Below are 17316 nucleotides of genomic sequence, written 5' to 3' on the forward strand. Positions count from 1 at the left end.
TCTTGGGGGCGTCAGCCCATGTGGGGGTAGCGGTGGTCGGTCGGCGGGACGAAGGTCTCCTTGATCGTGCGGGCGTTCACCCAGCGGATCAGGTTGAAGATCGAGCCGGCCTTGTCGTTGGTGCCCGAGGCGCGCGCGCCGCCGAACGGCTGCTGGCCCACGACCGCGCCCGTCGGCTTGTCGTTGACGTAGAAGTTGCCCGCCGCGAAGCGCAGCCGCTCCGAGGCCGCGGCGATGGCGTACCGGTCCTGGGCGATGATCGAGCCGGTCAGCGCGTACGGGGCGATGCCCTCCATCTGGTCGAGCACCGTGTCGAAGTCGCGGTCCTCGTAGACGTGCACGCCGAGGATCGGCCCGAAGTACTCCTTGACGAAGATCTCGTCCGTCGGGTCGGCGCACTCCAGGATGGTCGGCTTGACGAAGTAGCCGACGCCGGAGTCGTAGGAGCCGGTGAGCACGTCGATGTTCGAGGCGGCCCGCGCCCGGTCGATGGCGTCCTTGTGCTTGGCGAAGGCCCGCTCGTCGATGACCGCGCCCATGAACGTCGACAGGTCGGCCGCCACGTCGCCCACGGTCAGCGACTCGGCCACGCCCACGAAGTCGTCACGCATGCGGTTCCACACCGAACGCGGCACGTACGCCCGCGAGGCCGCCGAGCACTTCTGGCCCTGGTACTCGAAGGCGCCCCTGACCAGCGCGGTCGAGAGCACCGCCGGGTCGGCCGACGGGTGGGCCAGCACGAAGTCCTTGCCGCCGGTCTCGCCCACCAGGCGCGGGTAGCCGTGGTAGGAGGCGATGTTGGCGCCGATCGTGCCCCACAGGTGCTGGAAGGTGGGGGTCGAGCCGGTGAAGTGCACGCCGGCCAGGGCCGGGTGCGTCATCGCGACCTCGGAGACGGCCTGCCCGTTGCCGGTGACCATGTTGATCACGCCCGGCGGCAGCCCGGCCGCCTCCAGCAGGCGCATCGTGTGGTGCGCGGCGAGCTGCTGCGTCGGCGACGGCTTCCAGACGACGACATTCCCCATCAAAGCGGCAGAAGTCGGCAAATTTCCGGCGATGGCGGTGAAGTTGAACGGCGTGATCGCCAGCACGAACCCCTCAAGGGGCCGGTACTCCATCCGGTTCCACACGCCGGGCGACGAGATCGGCTGGTCGGAGTAGAGCTGACGGGCGTAGGTCACGTTGAAGCGCAGGAAGTCGATCAGCTCGCAGGCCGCGTCGATCTCCGCCTGCTGCGCCGACTTCGACTGGCCCAGCACGGTGGCCGCGTTCAGCGTCTGGCGCCACGGACCGGCAAGCAGGTCGGCGGCCTTGAGGAAGACCGCGGCCCGCTCGTCGAAGGACAGCGCCCGCCAGGCGGGCGCCGCCCGCAGGGCGCTGTCGATGGCGTCCTGCACGTCCTGAGCCGTAGCGTCGTTGGTACGGCCCAGGACGGAGGCATGGTTGTGCGGCTGCACCACGTCGATGGGCGCGCCGCCGCCGAGCCGCTGCTCGCCGTCGATGGTCATGGTCAGGTCGACGGGGGAGCCGGCCAGCTCCTTGATGCGGTCCTCCAGTGCCGAACGCTCGGCGCTGCCCGGCGCGTAGCCGAGCACGGGCTCGTTCACGGGGACGGGGACGTTGCTGATGGCATCCATTTACTTACCCCCAAGGGCACGAAGGAAGAAGGCGACGTTGGCGGGGCGCTCGGCCAGCCGGCGCATGAAGTAGCCGTACCAGTCGTCGCCGTAGGGGACGTACACGCGGACCGTGTGGCCGGCCCCGGCCAGGGCCTCCTGCCGGTCGGTCCGGATCCCGTAGAGCATCTGGAACTCGTGGTCGCCGAGCGTGCGGCCGAAGCGGTCGGCGAGCAGCTCGGTGATGGAGATCAGCCGGTCGTCGTGCGTGGCCACCATGGGGTAACCCTTCCCCGCCATGAGGATGCGCAGGCATCGCACGTACGCCTTGTCCACGGCCTGCTTGTCCTGGTGCGCGACCGAGGCGGGCTCGCGGTAGGCGCCCTTGACCAGCCGGACGCGCGAGCCCTCGTGGGCCAGGTCGCGGCAGTCGTCCTCGCTGCGGAACAGGTAGGCCTGGATCGCCACGCCGGTGGACGGGTAGTCCTCGCGCAGCTTGCGCAGGATGCCCAGCGTCGAGTCGACGGTGGTGTGGTCCTCCATGTCGAGCGTCACCGTCGAGCCGTTAGCCGCGGCGGCGGCGCAGATCTCGCGGGCGTGCTCCAGGGCCATGCCGTCGTCGAGCCGCTGCCCGACCGCCGACAACTTGACCGACACCTCGCCCCGGGCGCCGAGCTGGAGCGGCTTCAGCGCCTCCAGCAGCGTCACGTACGCCTGCGCCACGGTCTCGGCGGCGCGCGCGTCGCGCGTCTCCTCGCCGAGGTGGTCGACGGTCACGGCCAGGTTGGCGTCACGCAGCCGTTCGATGGCGTTCCGGGCCTCCTGGACGCTCTCGCCCGCGACGAACCGGTCCACCACCTTGCGGGTGAGCGGAAAGCCTGACACGGAACGGCGCACGACGCCGCTCCCGGAGGCGGCAAGGAGCAGTTGACCCAACATGCCTCAAGTCTAGAAAGCCCAGGTCAGAGGGGGCCATGAACGCGCGTAACGATCGATGTGGCAGGCTGTCATACAAATGCACAACACGTCCGACCTTCAGGAAATCGTCGACGAGATCGCCGCCACGCTCGGGGCGTCCGTGACGCTGGAGGACCGCTCGTTCCGGCTGCTCGCGTACGGCGCCCAGCACGGCGACATCGACACGGTCCGCCAGGAGTCGATCCTGCGCCGGCGCGCCACCGGCGAGGTGCGCGACTACTTCGAACGCTACGGCATCGCCAGGGCCGGCGGCCCGGTCCGGATCCCGGCCGACGCCGAGCTCAAGGTGCTGGCCCGGGTCTGCTGGCCGCTGCGCCACGGCGAGGTCACCTACGGCTACCTGTGGCTGCTGGACTCCGGCAGCCTCGCCGACGAGGCGCTGCGCCGCGTCGCGCCGCTGGTCGCCAGGGCCGCCGCGGCGCTCGCCCAGGAGGCCAGGAGCCGCCAGGACCTCGGCCGCGGCCTGCTCGCCCTGCTCTCCGCCGACCCCGAGGAACGCGCCGCGGCCTCCATCGAGGTCCCCGGCCCGGTCACCGCGGTCGCCGTGCGCGAGTCCAGCGAGCGCGTGGCCGCCCTCTGGACGCTCCCGCGCGGCGTGCTGGCCCGCACCGGCTCGCCCGTCGCCCTGCTGGCCCCCGCCCACCTGGCCGGAGAGGTCGCCCAGACCCTGCAGAGCGCGTACGGCACCGCCGCCGGCATCGGCGCCCCCAGGAACGACCCGGCCGAGGCGTGGCAGAGCTGGCGCGAGGCCCGCCAGGCGCTGCGCATCGCCGAGCACTTCCCCCGGCACGCCCCCATCGCCCGCTGGCAGGACCTGGGCGTGCACCGCCTGCTGGCCCGCCTCGGCCGCGCCGACCTGCGCGAGCTGGCCGCCGAGACCGCCGCCCTCGACGCCGAGCTGGCCCAGACGCTGGAGGTCTACCTCGATCTCGGCGGCCACGCCCAGAAGACGGCCGCCGAGCTGGGCGTCCACCGCCAGACCCTCTACTACCGCCTGGGCAAGGCCGAACGCCTCCTGCACCGGGACCTGTCCGACGGCGACGACCGGCTGACCGTGCACCTCGGGCTGAAGGCGGCCAGGCTGCTGCCTCAGGACGGCCGGTAGACCTTCACCCAGTCCACGTACATCGACACCGTCGCGGGGGTGGAGGAGTCGCGGCAGCGCGGCTCGCACACCACGTCGTTCTGCAGCGCCAGGCCCATGCGGTCGCCGTCGGGCACGTACGGGCCGCGGTAGTCCCACACCTTCCTGCCGTCCAGCCAGAACGTCAGCCGGCCGGGCAGCCAGTCCACGGCGGCGGTGTGCCAGCGGGTGAAGTCGGCGCGCAGCTGCCGTTGCGCCCGTCCGCGCCCGCCGTGCACGAAGATGCCGCCGCCCTGCCGGCGCGGGTCCACGATCTCGGCGAAGTCGACCTCGGCGTAACCGTCGCCCTCGCTCTGGGCGGTGGGCCACAGCAGCGCGACCGGCGTGTAGCCGTTGCCCGCCTCGGCCCTGAACCGCACCTCCCACCTGCCGTAGCGCTGGGTGAGCCGGGTGGCCACGCCGCCGGACAGGTCCTTGCCGCCGTACCGGCCGCCCTTGAGGCGCAGCATCCCGCCTGCGACCGTGGCGGCCCGGCCCGTACGGGGATTACGGGCCGCGTCCGGCGAGTGGTAGACCATCCATTTGCCCGTGTCGACCGAGGAGCCGTCGAAGTTCTCGACGAGGACGGGCGCGCCCCACCTCGACGTCTCCGCCTGTGCGCTCTGGGGCAGGGCGAGGGCCGTGATCAGCGCCGCCACCGCCGCCCGCTTCGAACCGCGAGTAGCCATGCGGACCATCGAAGCAAAGATCTCACTCTGGTAACAAGGGCCCCTTCCGGACAGGTTGGGCGCCGGCGGTCACGCCTGGGAACGGCGGAAGGCGGACGGCTTCCGCCGCCCGCCTCCCGCGTGGTCTCCGTCACGGTCTCCGTCAGGCGCAGGCCGACTCGTAGACGCGGACCAGTTCCTGGCTCACGCGCTCCCAGGAGTAGCGCGAGCGCGCCCGGTCGGCGCCGGCGTACCCGAGCGCGGTGCGCAGCGTCGGGTCGCACAGGATCTCGCGGGCCAGCCGCGCGGTGCGCGCCGGCCGGTCCGGCGGGACCAGCAGGCCGGTCACGCCGTCGATCACGGAGTCGAGGTGGGCGCCCACGGCCGAGGCGATCACCGGCACGCCGCAGGCCATGGCCTCCAGCGCGACGACGCCCGTCGCGGCCTCGCGCGGCACCGACACCACGGCGTCCGCGCTGCGCATGAGCTTCGGCACCGAGGCCCGCTTGACCTGCCCCAGCAGCGTCACCCGGTCGGCGACGCCGAGCTGCTCGGCCAGGGCGCGCAGCCGGCGCGCGTCCCTGTCGTCGTCCAGTTCCTCGGGCTCGGGGCCGCCGGCGATGACCAGCTCGACGTCCGTCAGCCCCTGCAACGCCCGCACCGCCGTGTACGCCCCGCGCTCGGGGGACAGCGGGCCGACGTGCAGCAGCCGCTTGCGGGCGCCCTTGGTGGCGATCGCCCCGCGCCGCTGGAAACGCTCGGTGTCCACGCCGTGCGGCACGATCGCGATGTTCCCGCGCGGCACGCCCAGCCTGATCAACGCCGACTCCTCGTCGCCCGAGCCGGCGATGACCGCCTTGGCCCGGCGTCCGAGCGCCCGCTCCAGCTTCTGGTGCGCGGCGTCCACGGTGTGGAAGGTCTGCATGACCGGGACGTCCAACCCCTTGGCGCCCGCCACGGCGGCGAGCCCCCCGGTCCACGAGTGGGCGTGGATCACGTCCGGGCGCTCCTGGTTCCAGCGCTTCATGAGGTGCTCGCCCACGTCGTTCAGGTACGGCACGACGTCCTCGGGCGTGAGGTCCTTGGCCGGGCCCACGTCGATCTGCTCCAGAGTGACCCCCGGGGCCACCCGCGTCTTGGGCTTGCCCTCGGCGTCGTCACGGCGGGAGTAGATGGTGACGTGGTGTTCGCGGCCCAGCTCGCGCGCTACGGAGAGGATACGGTGGCGCTGGTTTCCCTTGGCGGACGCGACGATCGCAATATTCATGGCACACCTCAGCGTGGAAAAGCCTTCAAGGTGTGCCTGCGTCTTAGGCACGTTGTTCTACGGAAAGACAATACCCATGTTTAGCCGGATAGCAAACCCCCGCAGATCAGACACCCTTGAGGGCCAGGACGACGATCTCGTCCCACACCTGGCCGCCCGAGAAGGCGTGCCGGTCGGCCTCCACGGCCTTGACCACGGTGGCCGGTGACTGGCCCGCGCAACGGCCCAGCACGTCGGCCAGCCGCTCCTCGCCGTACGGCTCGCCGGCGTCGTTCCTGGAGGAGATCAGGCCCTCGGAGTAGAGCACCAGCGTCTCCCCGACGGAGACGGTCAGCTCCTGCACGCCCGTCTCGGCCTCGGGGGAGATGCCCATCGGCACGCCGCCGCCCGCCGCGAAGCGCACGTTGCCGTCGGGCTGCAGCAGCGCCGCCGGATGGTGACCGGCCGAGGAGAGCTGGATCGTCCGGCCCTTGACGAAGCCCACCACGGCCATGACGAACATGCCCGTGCCCTGCGCCACCAGAGCCTCGTTGACCTTGCGCATCACCAGGTCGGGATGGGACTCCCAGGTGCTGAGCACCCGCAGCCCGCCGCGCACCATGGCGCTGACCGAGGCCGCCTCCTCGCCCTTGCCCGCCGCGCCGCCCAGGGCGAACCCCCAGCCGCCCGCGACCGGGAACACGTCGTAGAACTCCGCGCCCACCGACGCACCCGGATGGTAGACCGCCGACGCCTCGTAGCCGGGCACGTCGGGCAGGTTGCGCGGGGCCACGCTGGCCGACAGCGCGTCGGCGGCCCGCGAACGGCTCTGGAAGCTCGACTGGGCGCGCACGGCCAGGCCGAGCTGCATCCCGACGTCCTGCAGCACGCCCAGGTCGGCCAGCGAGAACGGCGGCCGGTCGTGCGTGCGCACCAGCGTCAGCACGCCGTCGGACTGCCCGATCGGCACCGACAGCAGCGAGCCGGCGCCCATCGCGGTCAGCAGCGGCCCGTCGGCGGTGAAGCCGAGCAGCGACTCGTCGTCGACCATCTCGTGCACCACGCCCGAGCCGCGCTCCAGCACCTGCATCACCACCTGGCTGCCGGCCGGGTCGGCCGACTCCACCAGCCGCACCAGGTCGCCCAGCGGATGGTTCTTCGGCGCCACCACCACCGAACGCCGCGGCAGCCCGTCGCGCACCAGGTCGGCGATCACCCAGTCGGCCCACTCGGCCGCCAGCAGGCGCGTCGTGCGCGGCAGCGCCACCGGGCGCAGCAGCGCCTCCTCGTCCAGCAGCAGCCCGCCGACCCTGGCCAGCAGGTCCTGCCGTTTGGACGCGGCCAGCAGCAGCGCCCCGTCGGACTGCTCGGGCCGCCGCCCCCCGGGCTCGGGGAGCTGCACCTCGGTGGGCAGCGCCACGGCCGCCACCATCTGCTGCGGCTCGCCCGGCATCGTCACCCGCGTCAGCGCGAGCTGCACGGTGTGCGTCCGCCCCTGGTGCGCCAGCCGCGTCTCGAACGCCGACGGCTGCCCGGTCTGCAGCACCGAGTTCAGGTGCGAGCGGAACGCCGCCCGCCTGGAGACGTCCACCAGCAGCGGGAACGACCGCCCCACCAGGTAGCCGTCGGGGCTGCCGAGCACCCGCGAGGTCTCCGGGTTGATCCGCCGGACCACCCCGCCGCCGTCGAGCACGATCACCGGCACCGGGAAGGCCCGGAACACCTGGCGCAGCAGCTTCAGCTCCCGCTGGGTGCCGTCCTTCTTGCTCGCGGCGCGCTTGGGCGCCTTGCGCAGCGCCTCGCGCGCCTCGGCGAGCAACTCGGCGGCGGTGTCCAGTTCGGCCAGGGCCGCGTCGAGCGTGGGCGCGAGGTCGGTAGGGTAGGCGGTCCTCGCCTCACGCAAGGACGACACGCGTCCCGCCAGCGCGTCCAGAGCGTGTTCGAGGTCCGGCATGGTCATCCTTTGACGCTACGCCACCGGGGATAACGGTAGCCATAAGGGGTAGGGGCTTCTTGCTATGGAATCGACCGCGATGATCACTCCCGGGCTCGCCCGAGACCTGGCGGCGCTGGGGCGACTGGGTGAGGACACCTCCACGGAGAGCGTGTTGCGCGGCCTGACCACGGCGCTGGCGGCCGGTGTGCCCGGGTGCTCGGGCGGCTCGGCCGAACACTGGCGCGACCAGCGGGTGCTGGTCTCCGGCTCGCACAGCGAGCTGATCATGCTGGTCGAGGGCGAACGCGAACTCGGTGAGGGACCCTCTCTGGAGGCCCGCCAGAGCGGCGCCCGCGCGAGCGTGAGCGACGTGCTGAGCGACAGCCGCTGGCCCCGCTACAACGCACTGGCGACCCGCTGGGGGGTGCGTTCGGTACTGATCGTGCCCATCGAGGTGGCGCCGGCGCAGCTCATCGTCGGACTCTACTCCGTGCGGCCGGGTGCCTTCTCCCCGCAGGCCGCCCACTCGCTGGCCGACATGCTGACCGAGCAGGTCGGGGTGGCCATGGCGAACATGTGGGAGTTCGAGGAGGTGCGCACCGACGCCGCCCAGCTCCAGGAGGCCCTGGCCGGCCGGTCGGTCATCGACCAGGCCAAGGGCATCATCATGCAGACCAGCGGATGCACGGCCGAGGCCGCCTTCGAGGAGCTGCGCAGGATCTCGCAGCACCATCAGGTCAAGGTGGCCGATCTGGCCAGGCTGCTGGTGGAGGAGCACCAGCGCAAGTCGACGCGTCGCTCATAGGGCCTCAGCCGATGGCGGCCAGGGCGTCGTCGAGCGTGTCGTACAGCGGCAGACGCTGGGCCAGCCCGGTGATCCACATCACCTTCGACTTGGAGTACTCCACGCCGACCAGCGCGAACTTCGCACGTGAGGCCAGACTCGTCTGCCAGTGATGGACGATCAGCCCGAGTGCCCGCGAATCCATGAACGTCACCCCGGCCAGATCGAGTATCAGGTCGGCTCCGGCCAGCGACAGGTAGTCGGCGAACTGCTCACGCGTCGTGGCGTCGAGCACACCGTCGACCTTGACGACGGTGATCTCGCCGACGGGCGATGACGTCAGGCTCAGGGCGGCCACGGGCCCCTCGCCGTTTTCGGGCATTGTCACGAAGCAACCCTACTGTCACCACGCGACCGAGGAATACTTCCCGCGGCAGGGGGGAGACTGGGACCGAAGTCCAGCAGAGGGCTTCCGTCTCGAGAGTAGAGCGAGGCGTGCCTCTGCCTGGGCTTTTCTGCTGGCGGAGGCCGCCCTGCGACCCATATGAGGAGCAGCGATGGCTGTGCAGGAGTACGTCCTCGAGGAGATGACCGCGGAAGAACTCCTGGCTGAGATGGTCAGGGAAGACACACCCGACAGCCACAGGGAGCGGCTGCGCGAGCGCATCGTGGAGATGCACCGGCCGCTGGCCATGGAGATCGCCAGGCGTTACCGATACCGGGGCGAACCTCTGGAGGACCTCCTCCAGGCCGCGTACGTCGGCCTGATGAAGGCCGTCAACGGCTTCGACCCGACCCTCGGCCACGCCTTCAGGGGCTACGCGGTCGTCACGATGACCGGTGAGGTCAAGCGGCACTTCCGCGACCGCACCTGGGCCATCCGGGTCCCGCGTCTCTACCAGGAGCGACGGTCCGAGCTCAACCGGCTCGTCGCCGACCTCAGCCAGGACCTCGGCAGGTCCCCGACCGTGGCCGAGCTGGCCGCGAAGATGAACATCTCGGAGGAGGACGTCCTGCTCACCCTCGACGCCTCGGCCGCGTACAGCACGCTGTCGCTCGACGCGCCGCTCGGCACCGACGACGACGCGGCCTCGCTCGGCGACGTCATCCCCGAGGACGACGACACGCTGAGCACCATGGTCGACCGCGAGGCCGTCAAGCCGCTCATCGACGCGCTGCCCAGCCGCGAGAAGCACATCCTGCTGCTGCGCTTCTTCGGCAACATGACGCAGGCCGAGATCGCCGCCGAGTTCGGCATCTCGCAGATGCACGTCTCACGGATTCTCCGTAAGGTACTCGACCAGCTCCGCAGTGAGCTGCTGGTCGGTTAGCCGCTGGCCGGCTGGTGAGAGAAAGGCGAGTCGCCGGGTGAACGAGGACGTCGAGCCTCAGTCGGGCTACACGAGCCCGCCACCCGGCGTGCCCGTGAAGGAGCTGCGCTTCCGCCTGCCGGATCTGCCGGAGGTCCGGCAGTTCGCCGAGGACGAGGCCCGTGCCGTGGGGATGCCCGAGGAGGCGGTCGGCGACTTCGTCATCGCGGTCAACGAGGTGGCGACCAACGCGGTCACGCACGGGGCCGACCGGGCGGCCATGCGGACCTGGGTGATCAGCGGGGACCTGGTGGTCGAGGTGCACGACGAGGGCTTCTGGAAGCCGGGGCCGCTGCCGGGGGCGGTGGGGGGGATGGGGTTGTGGGTGGCGCGGCTGCTGTCCTCTGATTTCACGTTGCGGGTGGGGAGCGGGGGGAGCACCGTGATCATGAGGTTTCCCGGTAAGGGGTGATCCTCGGGGAAGCCGGCTTCGGCGCCTGGCCCGGATGCGCTGGGCCTGTCTTCGTCGATCTTCGCCGATCTTGAGGTCGACTCTTCTTCACGTCGTGCTGGCCCGGGTGTATAGCGATTTGTCTGGATATTTAGCGCTATTTAGTTCTTTGTGGTGTTTGAGGTGGTTCGGGTGGGAGGCCAGTCGGCCTCCCACCCTGACCGGCGTTCAGCGGCTGCTCAGCGGCTGCTCAGCGCCTGGGTCGGCGGCTGGTCGGTAGCCTGCTCAGCGGCGGCTGCGGCCGCGCCAGTGGCCGGTCCCGCCGCGGATGCTCGCCGTGCCGACGCCTGCCTGATGCAGGGCCAGCAAGGTCAGCCCCAGCAGGACGAACGTCATGCCGGAGATCCCGCCGATCTTCACACCCACGAGGTCGAGCAGGAAGCCCAACCCGAAGATGATCGCTGCGACGACTGCGAGCATGCCGATCACCTCCTCGTTTCAGCGGACAGATTGTGCGTGGACAGCGCGAGCAGCCGCTCCAGGACGTTGCGGTAGTCGCGGAACGCCTGACGCAGGTCCTCGGTGTCGGGGGAGTCGACGTCCTTCCAGCGTTCGCGCAGAGCGCCGGTGCGGCTGGTGAGGGAGTTGGTCAGCGACTCCACCACCTCGCCGACCAGGCCGTCCGCGCGCTGGATCGCCTCGGCGGGGTCGTCCACGAAGGACGCCTGGACGTCCCGCCAGCGGGCCTGCACCTCGGCGGGGTCCTGGTCGAACAGGGCGACCTCCAGAGGAGCCGCGTGCGAGGGGACGTCATCGACCGGAGCGCCCTCGACGGGCGCTCCCTGGACGGGCGCCCCTTCTAGGGGAGCCCCCTCGACCGGCCGCCCGCCCTCGCCGAACTCACCGTCGGTGCGACGGTGGTCGGTGAGACCGCTGTGGGCCGCCAGCCCGTCGCGGGCCGCCCCAGCTGGGGTCAGGTTGTCACGCGCCAGATCGTCGTCGTCCCGCTCGCCGTGCACCAGGACGTCGTCGTCCTGGGCTCGCCCGTCATGGGCCAGTTCGTCGTGGGGCCGGTCGCCGCGCACCGACCTGTCCTCGGACGGGTCGCCGTGCACCAGCACATCATCGGACCGGTCACTTTGGACCAGCACATCATCGGACCGGTCGCTGTGCACGAGCACGTCGTCGGACCGGTCGTCGTGGCGTGCCCCGGGGCCGGACAGCACGTCCCGGGAGGTCTCGTGCCCGGGCGTCTCGTCGGCGGGGACGCCGGCGTGAGCGGGGTCGGGGTCGGGGGAGCGGTGATCGGCACCGTGTCCCAGAGGGGTCTCGCGGTGCGGCTCGGTCGGCAGGTCGCCGGCGTCGCCGGTGCTCGCGTAGGGGTCCTTGTAGGACGGCTCGTCGTCATGATCCCGGTCGGGGACCGCGGGGGCGTACCCGTGGCTCGCCGAAGTGTGACCGGCGTCGTTCGGGTAGCCGCCGTCGTGCCGCCCGGTGGTGTCGTCGTAACGGTCGCCGGACCCGTCGGTGAGGTCCCGGTGCTCGCCGTCCCTGCCGGCCTCGTCCGACCGCTGCGACGGGACCTTGAGCTCGTCCTCACTTCTCCTGCTGCTGCTCATCTACGTTCACCGCCCTCGCGTGGTCTCGTGCAGCAGTTCCTCGAACAACGCGCGGTAATGAACCATGGCCTGCCGGAGCTCCTCGGTCGAGGCTTCCTTCCTGGCCGCCCGCCCGCTGATCTCGTGGGCCGTCCTGTAGTGGTCGAGAGTGGCCGCGTGCCCGACCGACAGATCGGACAGCCGCTGCTCGAAGTCGTCCGTGGGGTAGCCGCGGTCCGCCATCACCGAGGTGACGAGCTGATCCGCCTCGGTCACCGCGAACCCGGGGGCGTCGACGAAACGCTCCTGGACCTCGGTCCACCGGTTGGCGTACGCGTCGCGCGTCTCCTCCGGCAGCGGCCGGATGTCGAGCTCGGAATGGCGCTGCTCGCGGGCGATGAGCTCCCGCTCGGCCTCACGCCGGTTGTCACTCTCGGCCACCGTACGCTCGTACTCAGGGCCGAAACGTTCGCGGAGACGGCTGCGGCGTTGCTGCTGTAGCACGACATAGCCCACTGCGGCGAGCGCCACCACCGCGACCACGACGACGGCCACCCAGATCAAGGTGGTCATTGATGTTCGCCTCCGGTCTCTGTAATGAGACCTGCGACTGCCCACGATCAAGGCCGTCGAAACTCGCGTGCTCAGTGAGCTGCAAGCCCTCTCCTGGCGGCCTCCAGCACCGTCGCGACGTGCGAGCCCGCAGGTGACGCCGGAACCTCACTGAACCCCTCAGCCGCGTCGTACCGGACGTCCAGCTCCGCGTCCACGAGCCGCTGCGCCCACCGCAGCGCCGTGTTCAACCGCTCCGCCGCCGGCGGCTTCCCCTGCGCCGCCGCCGACAGGTTCCGCAGATTGGTGGCCGGCCCGGACTGCGCGTGCACGCGCGCCAGCTTCCACGGTACGGCGGCACTGTGGTCGAGCATCGGCTTGGCCAGCCCGGCGGCCCGCTTGGCCTGGAGCACCCCCGACTCGGACACCCCGAAATGAGCGGCCAGCTCCTGCACGCTCATCCCGCCGGCCACCAGCCGCGCCAGCTCCGCCCGATCAACGCTAGGCCTCCGCCCCACCACGCCCTCCGCTCCCGCTTTCCGTGTACGCGCCTACCTCCGATGTGCGCTAAGGTTATGACGTCCCGCCCCGCAGGGGGCGGCCGACACAACCGGGACGTAGCGCAGCTTGGTAGCGCACTTGACTGGGGGTCAAGGGGTCGCAGGTTCAAATCCTGTCGTCCCGACCAGGTTTTAGCTGGTCGGTAAGGGTGTCACTCGAATGGGTGGCACCCTTACGCATTGGTGAGTGACTAACTGAGTGACTACCGGGCGAAGATCTCATCCATCGCCGCAGCTCCTTGTAGGAGTACGGCCGGATCTGCTTCCGATAGCGGAAGATCGTGTGACGAGCATGGCCCCGGCCATTCTCACCGCTCAGATAAGCCGCAGGTCGGGCGGAATTAGTGGCAGGAAGCAGGGGCTCGAACTCGGTGCCTGCGGATTAGTACCAGGTGCGCTCCACGTACTTGCCACGCACGCTCTTGTAGACGCCATACAGGGTCTCCAGGCCTCCGATGACCATGAGGACCAAGCCGACCTTGGACGGTGTGAAGATGAAGATCTCCCCATCCGGTCCGAACAGCCAAAGCGCCAGTCCCACCACGAAGGTGATCGAGCCAGTGAGTAGCGTTTTACGGACGGAGGCCATAAACGATCCTTTCGAGAGGGTTGGGCGGGCGGTGTCTTCGAAACAGCCTATTCAGGCCCTCTTCGCGCGGCTTCCTGCCAGTTGAGGAAATCGGACTACATCCTTTGACTGACACCACCCCGCCCCGCGATCCCAACCTCGAAGTGGTCCTTAGAACGCCTAACAGAATGATCTCTGTTGTGCTTTGCTCTCTCGCTGTAGCCGAGAGAGGGGCGCGGGTGGCCGAGCTGAAGCCGTGGGAGGTCAGCGACGAGTTGTGGGCGGTGATCGAACCGCTTCTGCCGCAGCCCAGCGGCGGTTCCGGCATCCAGGGCGTGAGCGGCTGGATGACAGGCCGGACGTCGCCCATGCGCTCAGCCGTCATGTCCGGTGGGGTTCATACGCAGGTGGGGAGGTAGCGGCTCGTGGGGATGAAGTCGCTGATGGAGAGGGAGTCCGCCGCGCTCAACCTCGTCACCTCATCCGTCGTGACCGGTTCCGCCCCGAGCCCGGCCGACCAGAAGCGGGAGTCCGGGTCGAGCGGGTTGACGATGACGACGAGCGTGGTCCAGCCGTCGGCCCTGGTGAAGGCCCGTACGCGCTCCTCGTCGCGCTGCATGTGGTAGTCGACCTGGCTGCACGCGGGAGCGTCGAAGGTGGCGTACTGCACCGGATGTTGCGCCTTCTCGTCGTGGGACAGCACGATATGGACCTGGATCGTGGTCGGCAGGGCGTTCCCGTTCTTGACCGTGATCGTGCCGCCGGTCATGAGCGGGGTGGCGATGTCTACTTCGCCCGGTTCCACGGTGACGCGCAGGGCGAAATCGCGCCGGCCAGCCCGCTCAGAAGCCAGTCTCGCCTGCTGAACCTCCGATCGCTGCTGCTCGCTGACGCGCAGCGCGTTCATGGAGACGATGAACGCGGGCACCGACATGAGACTCCCGATGATCCCCGCGACGCCCATCCAGAGCTGGATGGAGGTGAGTCTGCGACGCAGAGGCCGACCAGTCCGGCGGCGCGTGGCGAGTCGCCTGGTGGTTCGAGCGGAGAGGCGGGGGTGACGGCGGTGTTCACGCATGTGCTCAGCGTGGGGGAGATGCTCAGGGGTCCGGAGGCGGATCGGCGTGTTGTGGTGTGTTGTCCTGGATGGCGTGAGTGTGCGGTGTTACAGCTTGGCTGCCCGCTGCCCGCTGCCCGCTGCCCGCTGCCCGCTGCCCGCTGCGCGACGGTGGCACGGGCCCCGAATCTGTGCAGGCTGTCGAGTGCCCGGCCGTAGGGTTCGGTGAAGGCGGGCTGGTGGGCGGAGATCGCCGAACAAGGTCTCGTCCTGCAGGAGGGCCAGGGGCGGTGAGCTGGCGGCCCGCCCGGTCCGCCAGCTCGGTCCGGCGCCGGTGCACCAACCAAGAAAGCGATGGGAGGTTGGGGCCATTGGTCTGGAGTTCGGATGTGCCATACGGCTCGCATTCCATCGCCGTCTGACCAGCCGGCTCAGATGGCTGAGCTCGACCGCCTCAGGGCCTACCTCGGCCAGGTAGAGGCGGCCGTTCCGCACGTCGACCGCCACTTCGCCCAGGAGCAGCACCCCTTTGCCGGGAGGCCGGAACTCCCCGACGCTGACCAGGCGCGGCAGCACCTGTGGGGTGCGGGTGAGCAGGTCGGCCGGGACGCGGCACGGGTGGAACGACAACTGGGCCGGTTCCGCGCCGGGCTCGACCGTGGGCAGGACGGCATGCGCCATGCCGAAGCGCGGGAACAGGTGCCAGGAACGGCCGTGCTGCGTACCGATCGCGTTGACGCAGATGGCTGGGTCCAGGTCGGCCGCATGCTGGTCGGCCGCTTCGAACGGCGTTCCTTTGACGGCGTGCGATGGGACGCCGTCGATGCAGCGTGCAGTATCGCTCGGGGAATCGCGGCAGCCAGGGCTTCGCCGTGGCCGAGCGGATGGACCGGATGCTGGTCGCCGTACACGATCGAGGTTGGCGCGTTGATCGGTGACAGCGGGGCGAGCAGGTCATGGGCGTCCATCCACGACCGGCGCGCCGCCCTGACCGGGAGCGCGACGGCTGGTCGGAGTCCCGCTCGCGGTCCTGTCCCGGCCTCCCGGCCGGTCAGCGTCCGATGGGGACCGCCGGGTAGACGCCTCCGTTGGCCACCTCCAGCGTGATGCTCGTGCGATCGTCCGGCGGGGCGGGATAGTAGACGTAGGCCCTGCTGGTCTCGCCTGCGTCCAGGACGGGCACGTAGTTCTCGACGAACTCCGTGGACATCTTGAGCGGGTGGTAACGCGCCTTGGTGACGGGATCGACGAGGATGAAGGCGCCGAAATCGGAGCCGGCGGAGAACTCGTGATCCCACCCGGAGAAAGGAGCGGGTAACGGGATGAACATGCCATCGGTGGTCTTGGTGATGTCGAAGGAGGCCACCACGTAGGCGCCGTCACGATAGAGCGGCAGCACGTCCACGTTGAGTTTGTCCGCTTGGCTGCGGAACGACCAGGTGAAACCGGCCACCCGCGCTCCTGGGTCGGCGCGGAAGGGGGCCGCCGCTCCCGTGGAGCCGCGTACTCGGTCGGGGGAGGGGCTTGTGGTGGTGGCCACGTCCGGGCCCTGTTGCCTGATGGAGTAGGAGATCTCTACGCGGCGGTTCCTGGCCCGTCCTGCCGGATTGTCGCTGCCGTCCTGCTTCTGGTTCTTGGCGATCGGCTCGCTCTCGCCCTTGCCTTCCGGTCGGTACTGGTAGTCGTTGCCGAGCCTGGCGGCGAGATACTTCTGCACCGCCTCGGCTCGTTCGACCGACAGGTTCTGGTTGTAGTCGTCGGAGCCCTTGTCGTCGGTGTGGCCGGTGATCGTGATGGGCGGTTTGGCGGGGTCGGCCCGTCGCCTGGTCTCTTCGACTACGTCGTCGAGTACGGCCGCCGCTTTCGTGCTCAGCCGTGCCTTGTCGAAGGCGAACAGGACGTCGGTGCGCAGGCCGATCGTCTCCGTGTCGCCCGCCTGGGTAGTGGTCTTCACCGGTGTCTCCACGAGTTCGTTCACGTCGGAGACGGCTGACCAGATCTCGCCGTCCGGTACGACGACGGGCCACTGGAACGTGTCGCCGGTCTTCGGCAGTTCGGAGGAACTGCGCTCGCGGGCGGTCGGCTCGGCGCCGCCGTCGGTGACCGGGATGCCGGTCATCGGGCCCATCGGCATGTCGGGCACGATCGACATCGTCCTGGCGGCGGCGGCAAGCGGCGGGAAGTAGACCTCCACCGGGTAGCGCACGCCTGGCACGAAGTCGTCGGGATAGTCGGCAGTGGCGATGCGGTGCCTGGTGCCGAAGGCGTCGCCGTTGTGGTCGTTCTCCCGCAGGGTGAAGTAGACCTTCCTGCCGATCGGGTCGAACAACCTGAACCTGGCGAAGGAGGTCGGCATGGTGCCGTAGCCGAAGTCGCCGGCGGTGTCGGTGGTCGCCGTGGTCATGATGTCCATGCGTAGCACGGTCAGCTTGGCGTGCCGCTCGATGGCCCGCACCTCGATCTTGAAGGGGGTGGCGATGTAGAAACCGGCCATGCCCTCGCTCACGTAGCCCGCCTCCGCCGTAGCCGGGGCGGAGGGCGGCACCGAGGGGCTGGTGCTGGAGGCCGCGGCCGGCGGGATGTCGCGCACCGGCTGATCCTTCGGCCCGCATGCGCAGGTCAGCGTCGCTGTGAGCACAAGAACGGTCGCTCGCAAAAGGTGCATACCGACACAATCTTCTATGTCTGACAAGTCAGCCCGCCAGGCCATGGATCACCTGAGTGGCACACCTGCAGATCGGCCAAACCATCCCGTCGATTCGCGAGCGGACGGCACCGTCAGGCGTCCGGCCTCGGGCATGTCGACCCGCACAGCCAGATGCCGACCTCCCTGAGGCGCCTACGACGCCGCCGAGCACGTCGAACGCGT

General features: G+C 70.0%; 18 protein-coding genes and 1 tRNA gene. 5 read left to right on the top strand and 14 right to left on the bottom strand.

Going from position 1 to position 17316, the window contains the following annotated elements:
- Window positions 1-11 precede the first annotated feature (11 nt).
- Together pruA and ACFYUV_RS09405 are read right to left on the bottom strand one after the other, a co-directional pair.
- The gene (gene pruA / locus ACFYUV_RS09400) at window positions 12-1637 is read right to left on the bottom strand and encodes an L-glutamate gamma-semialdehyde dehydrogenase (RefSeq protein ID WP_358293699.1); all 1626 of its coding nucleotides are present in this window, start codon (window positions 1635-1637) and stop codon (window positions 12-14) included.
- Window positions 1638-2555 carry a proline dehydrogenase family protein gene (locus ACFYUV_RS09405; protein ID WP_352329158.1) on the bottom strand — a complete coding sequence of 306 codons (918 nt, stop codon included), beginning with the start codon at window positions 2553-2555 and terminating at the stop codon, window positions 1638-1640.
- A gap of 76 nt (window positions 2556-2631) precedes the next feature.
- Here ACFYUV_RS09405 and ACFYUV_RS09410 point away from each other — a divergent pair, with 76 nt between their 5' ends.
- Window positions 2632-3699, top strand: a complete 1068-nt coding sequence (locus ACFYUV_RS09410; RefSeq protein ID WP_358293696.1) for a helix-turn-helix domain-containing protein — start codon at window positions 2632-2634, stop codon at window positions 3697-3699.
- Here the strand turns inward: ACFYUV_RS09410 and ACFYUV_RS09415 are convergent.
- From ACFYUV_RS09415 to ACFYUV_RS09425, 3 genes are all read right to left on the bottom strand, one after another.
- The gene (locus tag ACFYUV_RS09415; protein ID WP_387666763.1) at window positions 3684-4406 is read right to left on the bottom strand and encodes a glycoside hydrolase family 16 protein; all 723 of its coding nucleotides are present in this window, start codon (window positions 4404-4406) and stop codon (window positions 3684-3686) included. The two genes, ACFYUV_RS09410 and ACFYUV_RS09415, sit on opposite strands and share 16 nt — an antisense overlap.
- A 142-nt stretch (window positions 4407-4548) precedes the next feature.
- Window positions 4549-5652 (bottom strand): glycosyltransferase, encoded by a 1104-nt coding sequence (locus ACFYUV_RS09420; RefSeq protein WP_352358118.1) that lies wholly within the window; start codon window positions 5650-5652, stop codon window positions 4549-4551.
- 106 nt (window positions 5653-5758) lie between these two features.
- A complete protein-coding gene (locus tag ACFYUV_RS09425) occupies window positions 5759-7591 on the bottom strand; it encodes a SpoIIE family protein phosphatase (protein WP_358293691.1) in 1833 nt (610 codons plus the stop codon).
- A gap of 58 nt (window positions 7592-7649) precedes the next feature.
- On the opposite strand from ACFYUV_RS09425, the gene ACFYUV_RS09430 reads away from it, so the two are divergent.
- Window positions 7650-8372, top strand: coding sequence for a GAF and ANTAR domain-containing protein (locus tag ACFYUV_RS09430; protein WP_352358114.1), 723 nt, complete (start codon window positions 7650-7652; stop codon window positions 8370-8372).
- A gap of 4 nt (window positions 8373-8376) precedes the next feature.
- On the opposite strand, the gene ACFYUV_RS09435 is transcribed toward ACFYUV_RS09430, so the two are convergent.
- On the bottom strand, window positions 8377-8733 hold the full coding sequence (locus tag ACFYUV_RS09435; RefSeq protein ID WP_358294288.1) for an STAS domain-containing protein: 357 nt from the start codon (window positions 8731-8733) through the stop codon (window positions 8377-8379).
- 175 nt (window positions 8734-8908) lie between these two features.
- Between ACFYUV_RS09435 and ACFYUV_RS09440 the strand changes: the two genes are divergently transcribed.
- On the top strand, window positions 8909-9682 hold the full coding sequence (locus ACFYUV_RS09440; protein WP_352330971.1) for a SigB/SigF/SigG family RNA polymerase sigma factor: 774 nt from the start codon (window positions 8909-8911) through the stop codon (window positions 9680-9682).
- Between the two features lie 37 nt (window positions 9683-9719).
- A complete protein-coding gene (locus ACFYUV_RS09445; protein ID WP_352330973.1) occupies window positions 9720-10133 on the top strand; it encodes an ATP-binding protein in 414 nt (137 codons plus the stop codon).
- 264 nt (window positions 10134-10397) lie between these two features.
- On the opposite strand, the gene ACFYUV_RS09450 is transcribed toward ACFYUV_RS09445, so the two are convergent.
- The 4 genes from ACFYUV_RS09450 to ACFYUV_RS09465 all read right to left on the bottom strand — a co-directional run bounded on the left by ACFYUV_RS09450 (window position 10398) and on the right by ACFYUV_RS09465 (window position 12780).
- Window positions 10398-10592: a hypothetical protein gene (locus tag ACFYUV_RS09450; RefSeq protein WP_358293688.1), complete on the bottom strand. Its 195-nt coding sequence runs from the start codon at window positions 10590-10592 to the stop codon at window positions 10398-10400.
- 5 nt (window positions 10593-10597) lie between these two features.
- A complete protein-coding gene (locus ACFYUV_RS09455; protein ID WP_387666768.1) occupies window positions 10598-11731 on the bottom strand; it encodes a hypothetical protein in 1134 nt (377 codons plus the stop codon).
- Between the two features lie 6 nt (window positions 11732-11737).
- On the bottom strand, window positions 11738-12283 hold the full coding sequence (locus ACFYUV_RS09460; RefSeq protein ID WP_358293686.1) for a hypothetical protein: 546 nt from the start codon (window positions 12281-12283) through the stop codon (window positions 11738-11740).
- Window positions 12284-12354: 71 nt separating this feature from the next.
- On the bottom strand, window positions 12355-12780 hold the full coding sequence (locus tag ACFYUV_RS09465; RefSeq protein WP_387666771.1) for a hypothetical protein: 426 nt from the start codon (window positions 12778-12780) through the stop codon (window positions 12355-12357).
- Window positions 12781-12873: 93 nt separating this feature from the next.
- Between ACFYUV_RS09465 and ACFYUV_RS09470 the strand changes: the two genes are divergently transcribed.
- Window positions 12874-12950, top strand: a tRNA-Pro gene (locus ACFYUV_RS09470).
- A 254-nt stretch (window positions 12951-13204) separates the two neighbouring features.
- Here the strand turns inward: ACFYUV_RS09470 and ACFYUV_RS09475 are convergent.
- The 4 genes from ACFYUV_RS09475 to ACFYUV_RS09490 all read right to left on the bottom strand — a co-directional run bounded on the left by ACFYUV_RS09475 (window position 13205) and on the right by ACFYUV_RS09490 (window position 17037).
- The gene (locus ACFYUV_RS09475; protein ID WP_387666774.1) at window positions 13205-13411 is read right to left on the bottom strand and encodes a DUF5708 family protein; all 207 of its coding nucleotides are present in this window, start codon (window positions 13409-13411) and stop codon (window positions 13205-13207) included.
- Window positions 13412-13787: 376 nt separating this feature from the next.
- Window positions 13788-14324 (bottom strand): hypothetical protein, encoded by a 537-nt coding sequence (locus ACFYUV_RS09480; RefSeq protein WP_387666777.1) that lies wholly within the window; start codon window positions 14322-14324, stop codon window positions 13788-13790.
- Between the two features lie 231 nt (window positions 14325-14555).
- Window positions 14556-15272 carry a lantibiotic dehydratase gene (locus ACFYUV_RS09485; RefSeq protein ID WP_387667481.1) on the bottom strand — a complete coding sequence of 239 codons (717 nt, stop codon included), beginning with the start codon at window positions 15270-15272 and terminating at the stop codon, window positions 14556-14558.
- A 226-nt stretch (window positions 15273-15498) separates the two neighbouring features.
- Window positions 15499-17037 (bottom strand): OmpA family protein, encoded by a 1539-nt coding sequence (locus tag ACFYUV_RS09490; protein WP_387666780.1) that lies wholly within the window; start codon window positions 17035-17037, stop codon window positions 15499-15501.
- Window positions 17038-17316: the final 279 nt, after the last annotated feature.

It is taken from the genome of Nonomuraea sp. NPDC003560 (assembly GCF_042878785.1).
GTDB lineage: Bacteria > Actinomycetota > Actinomycetes > Streptosporangiales > Streptosporangiaceae > Nonomuraea.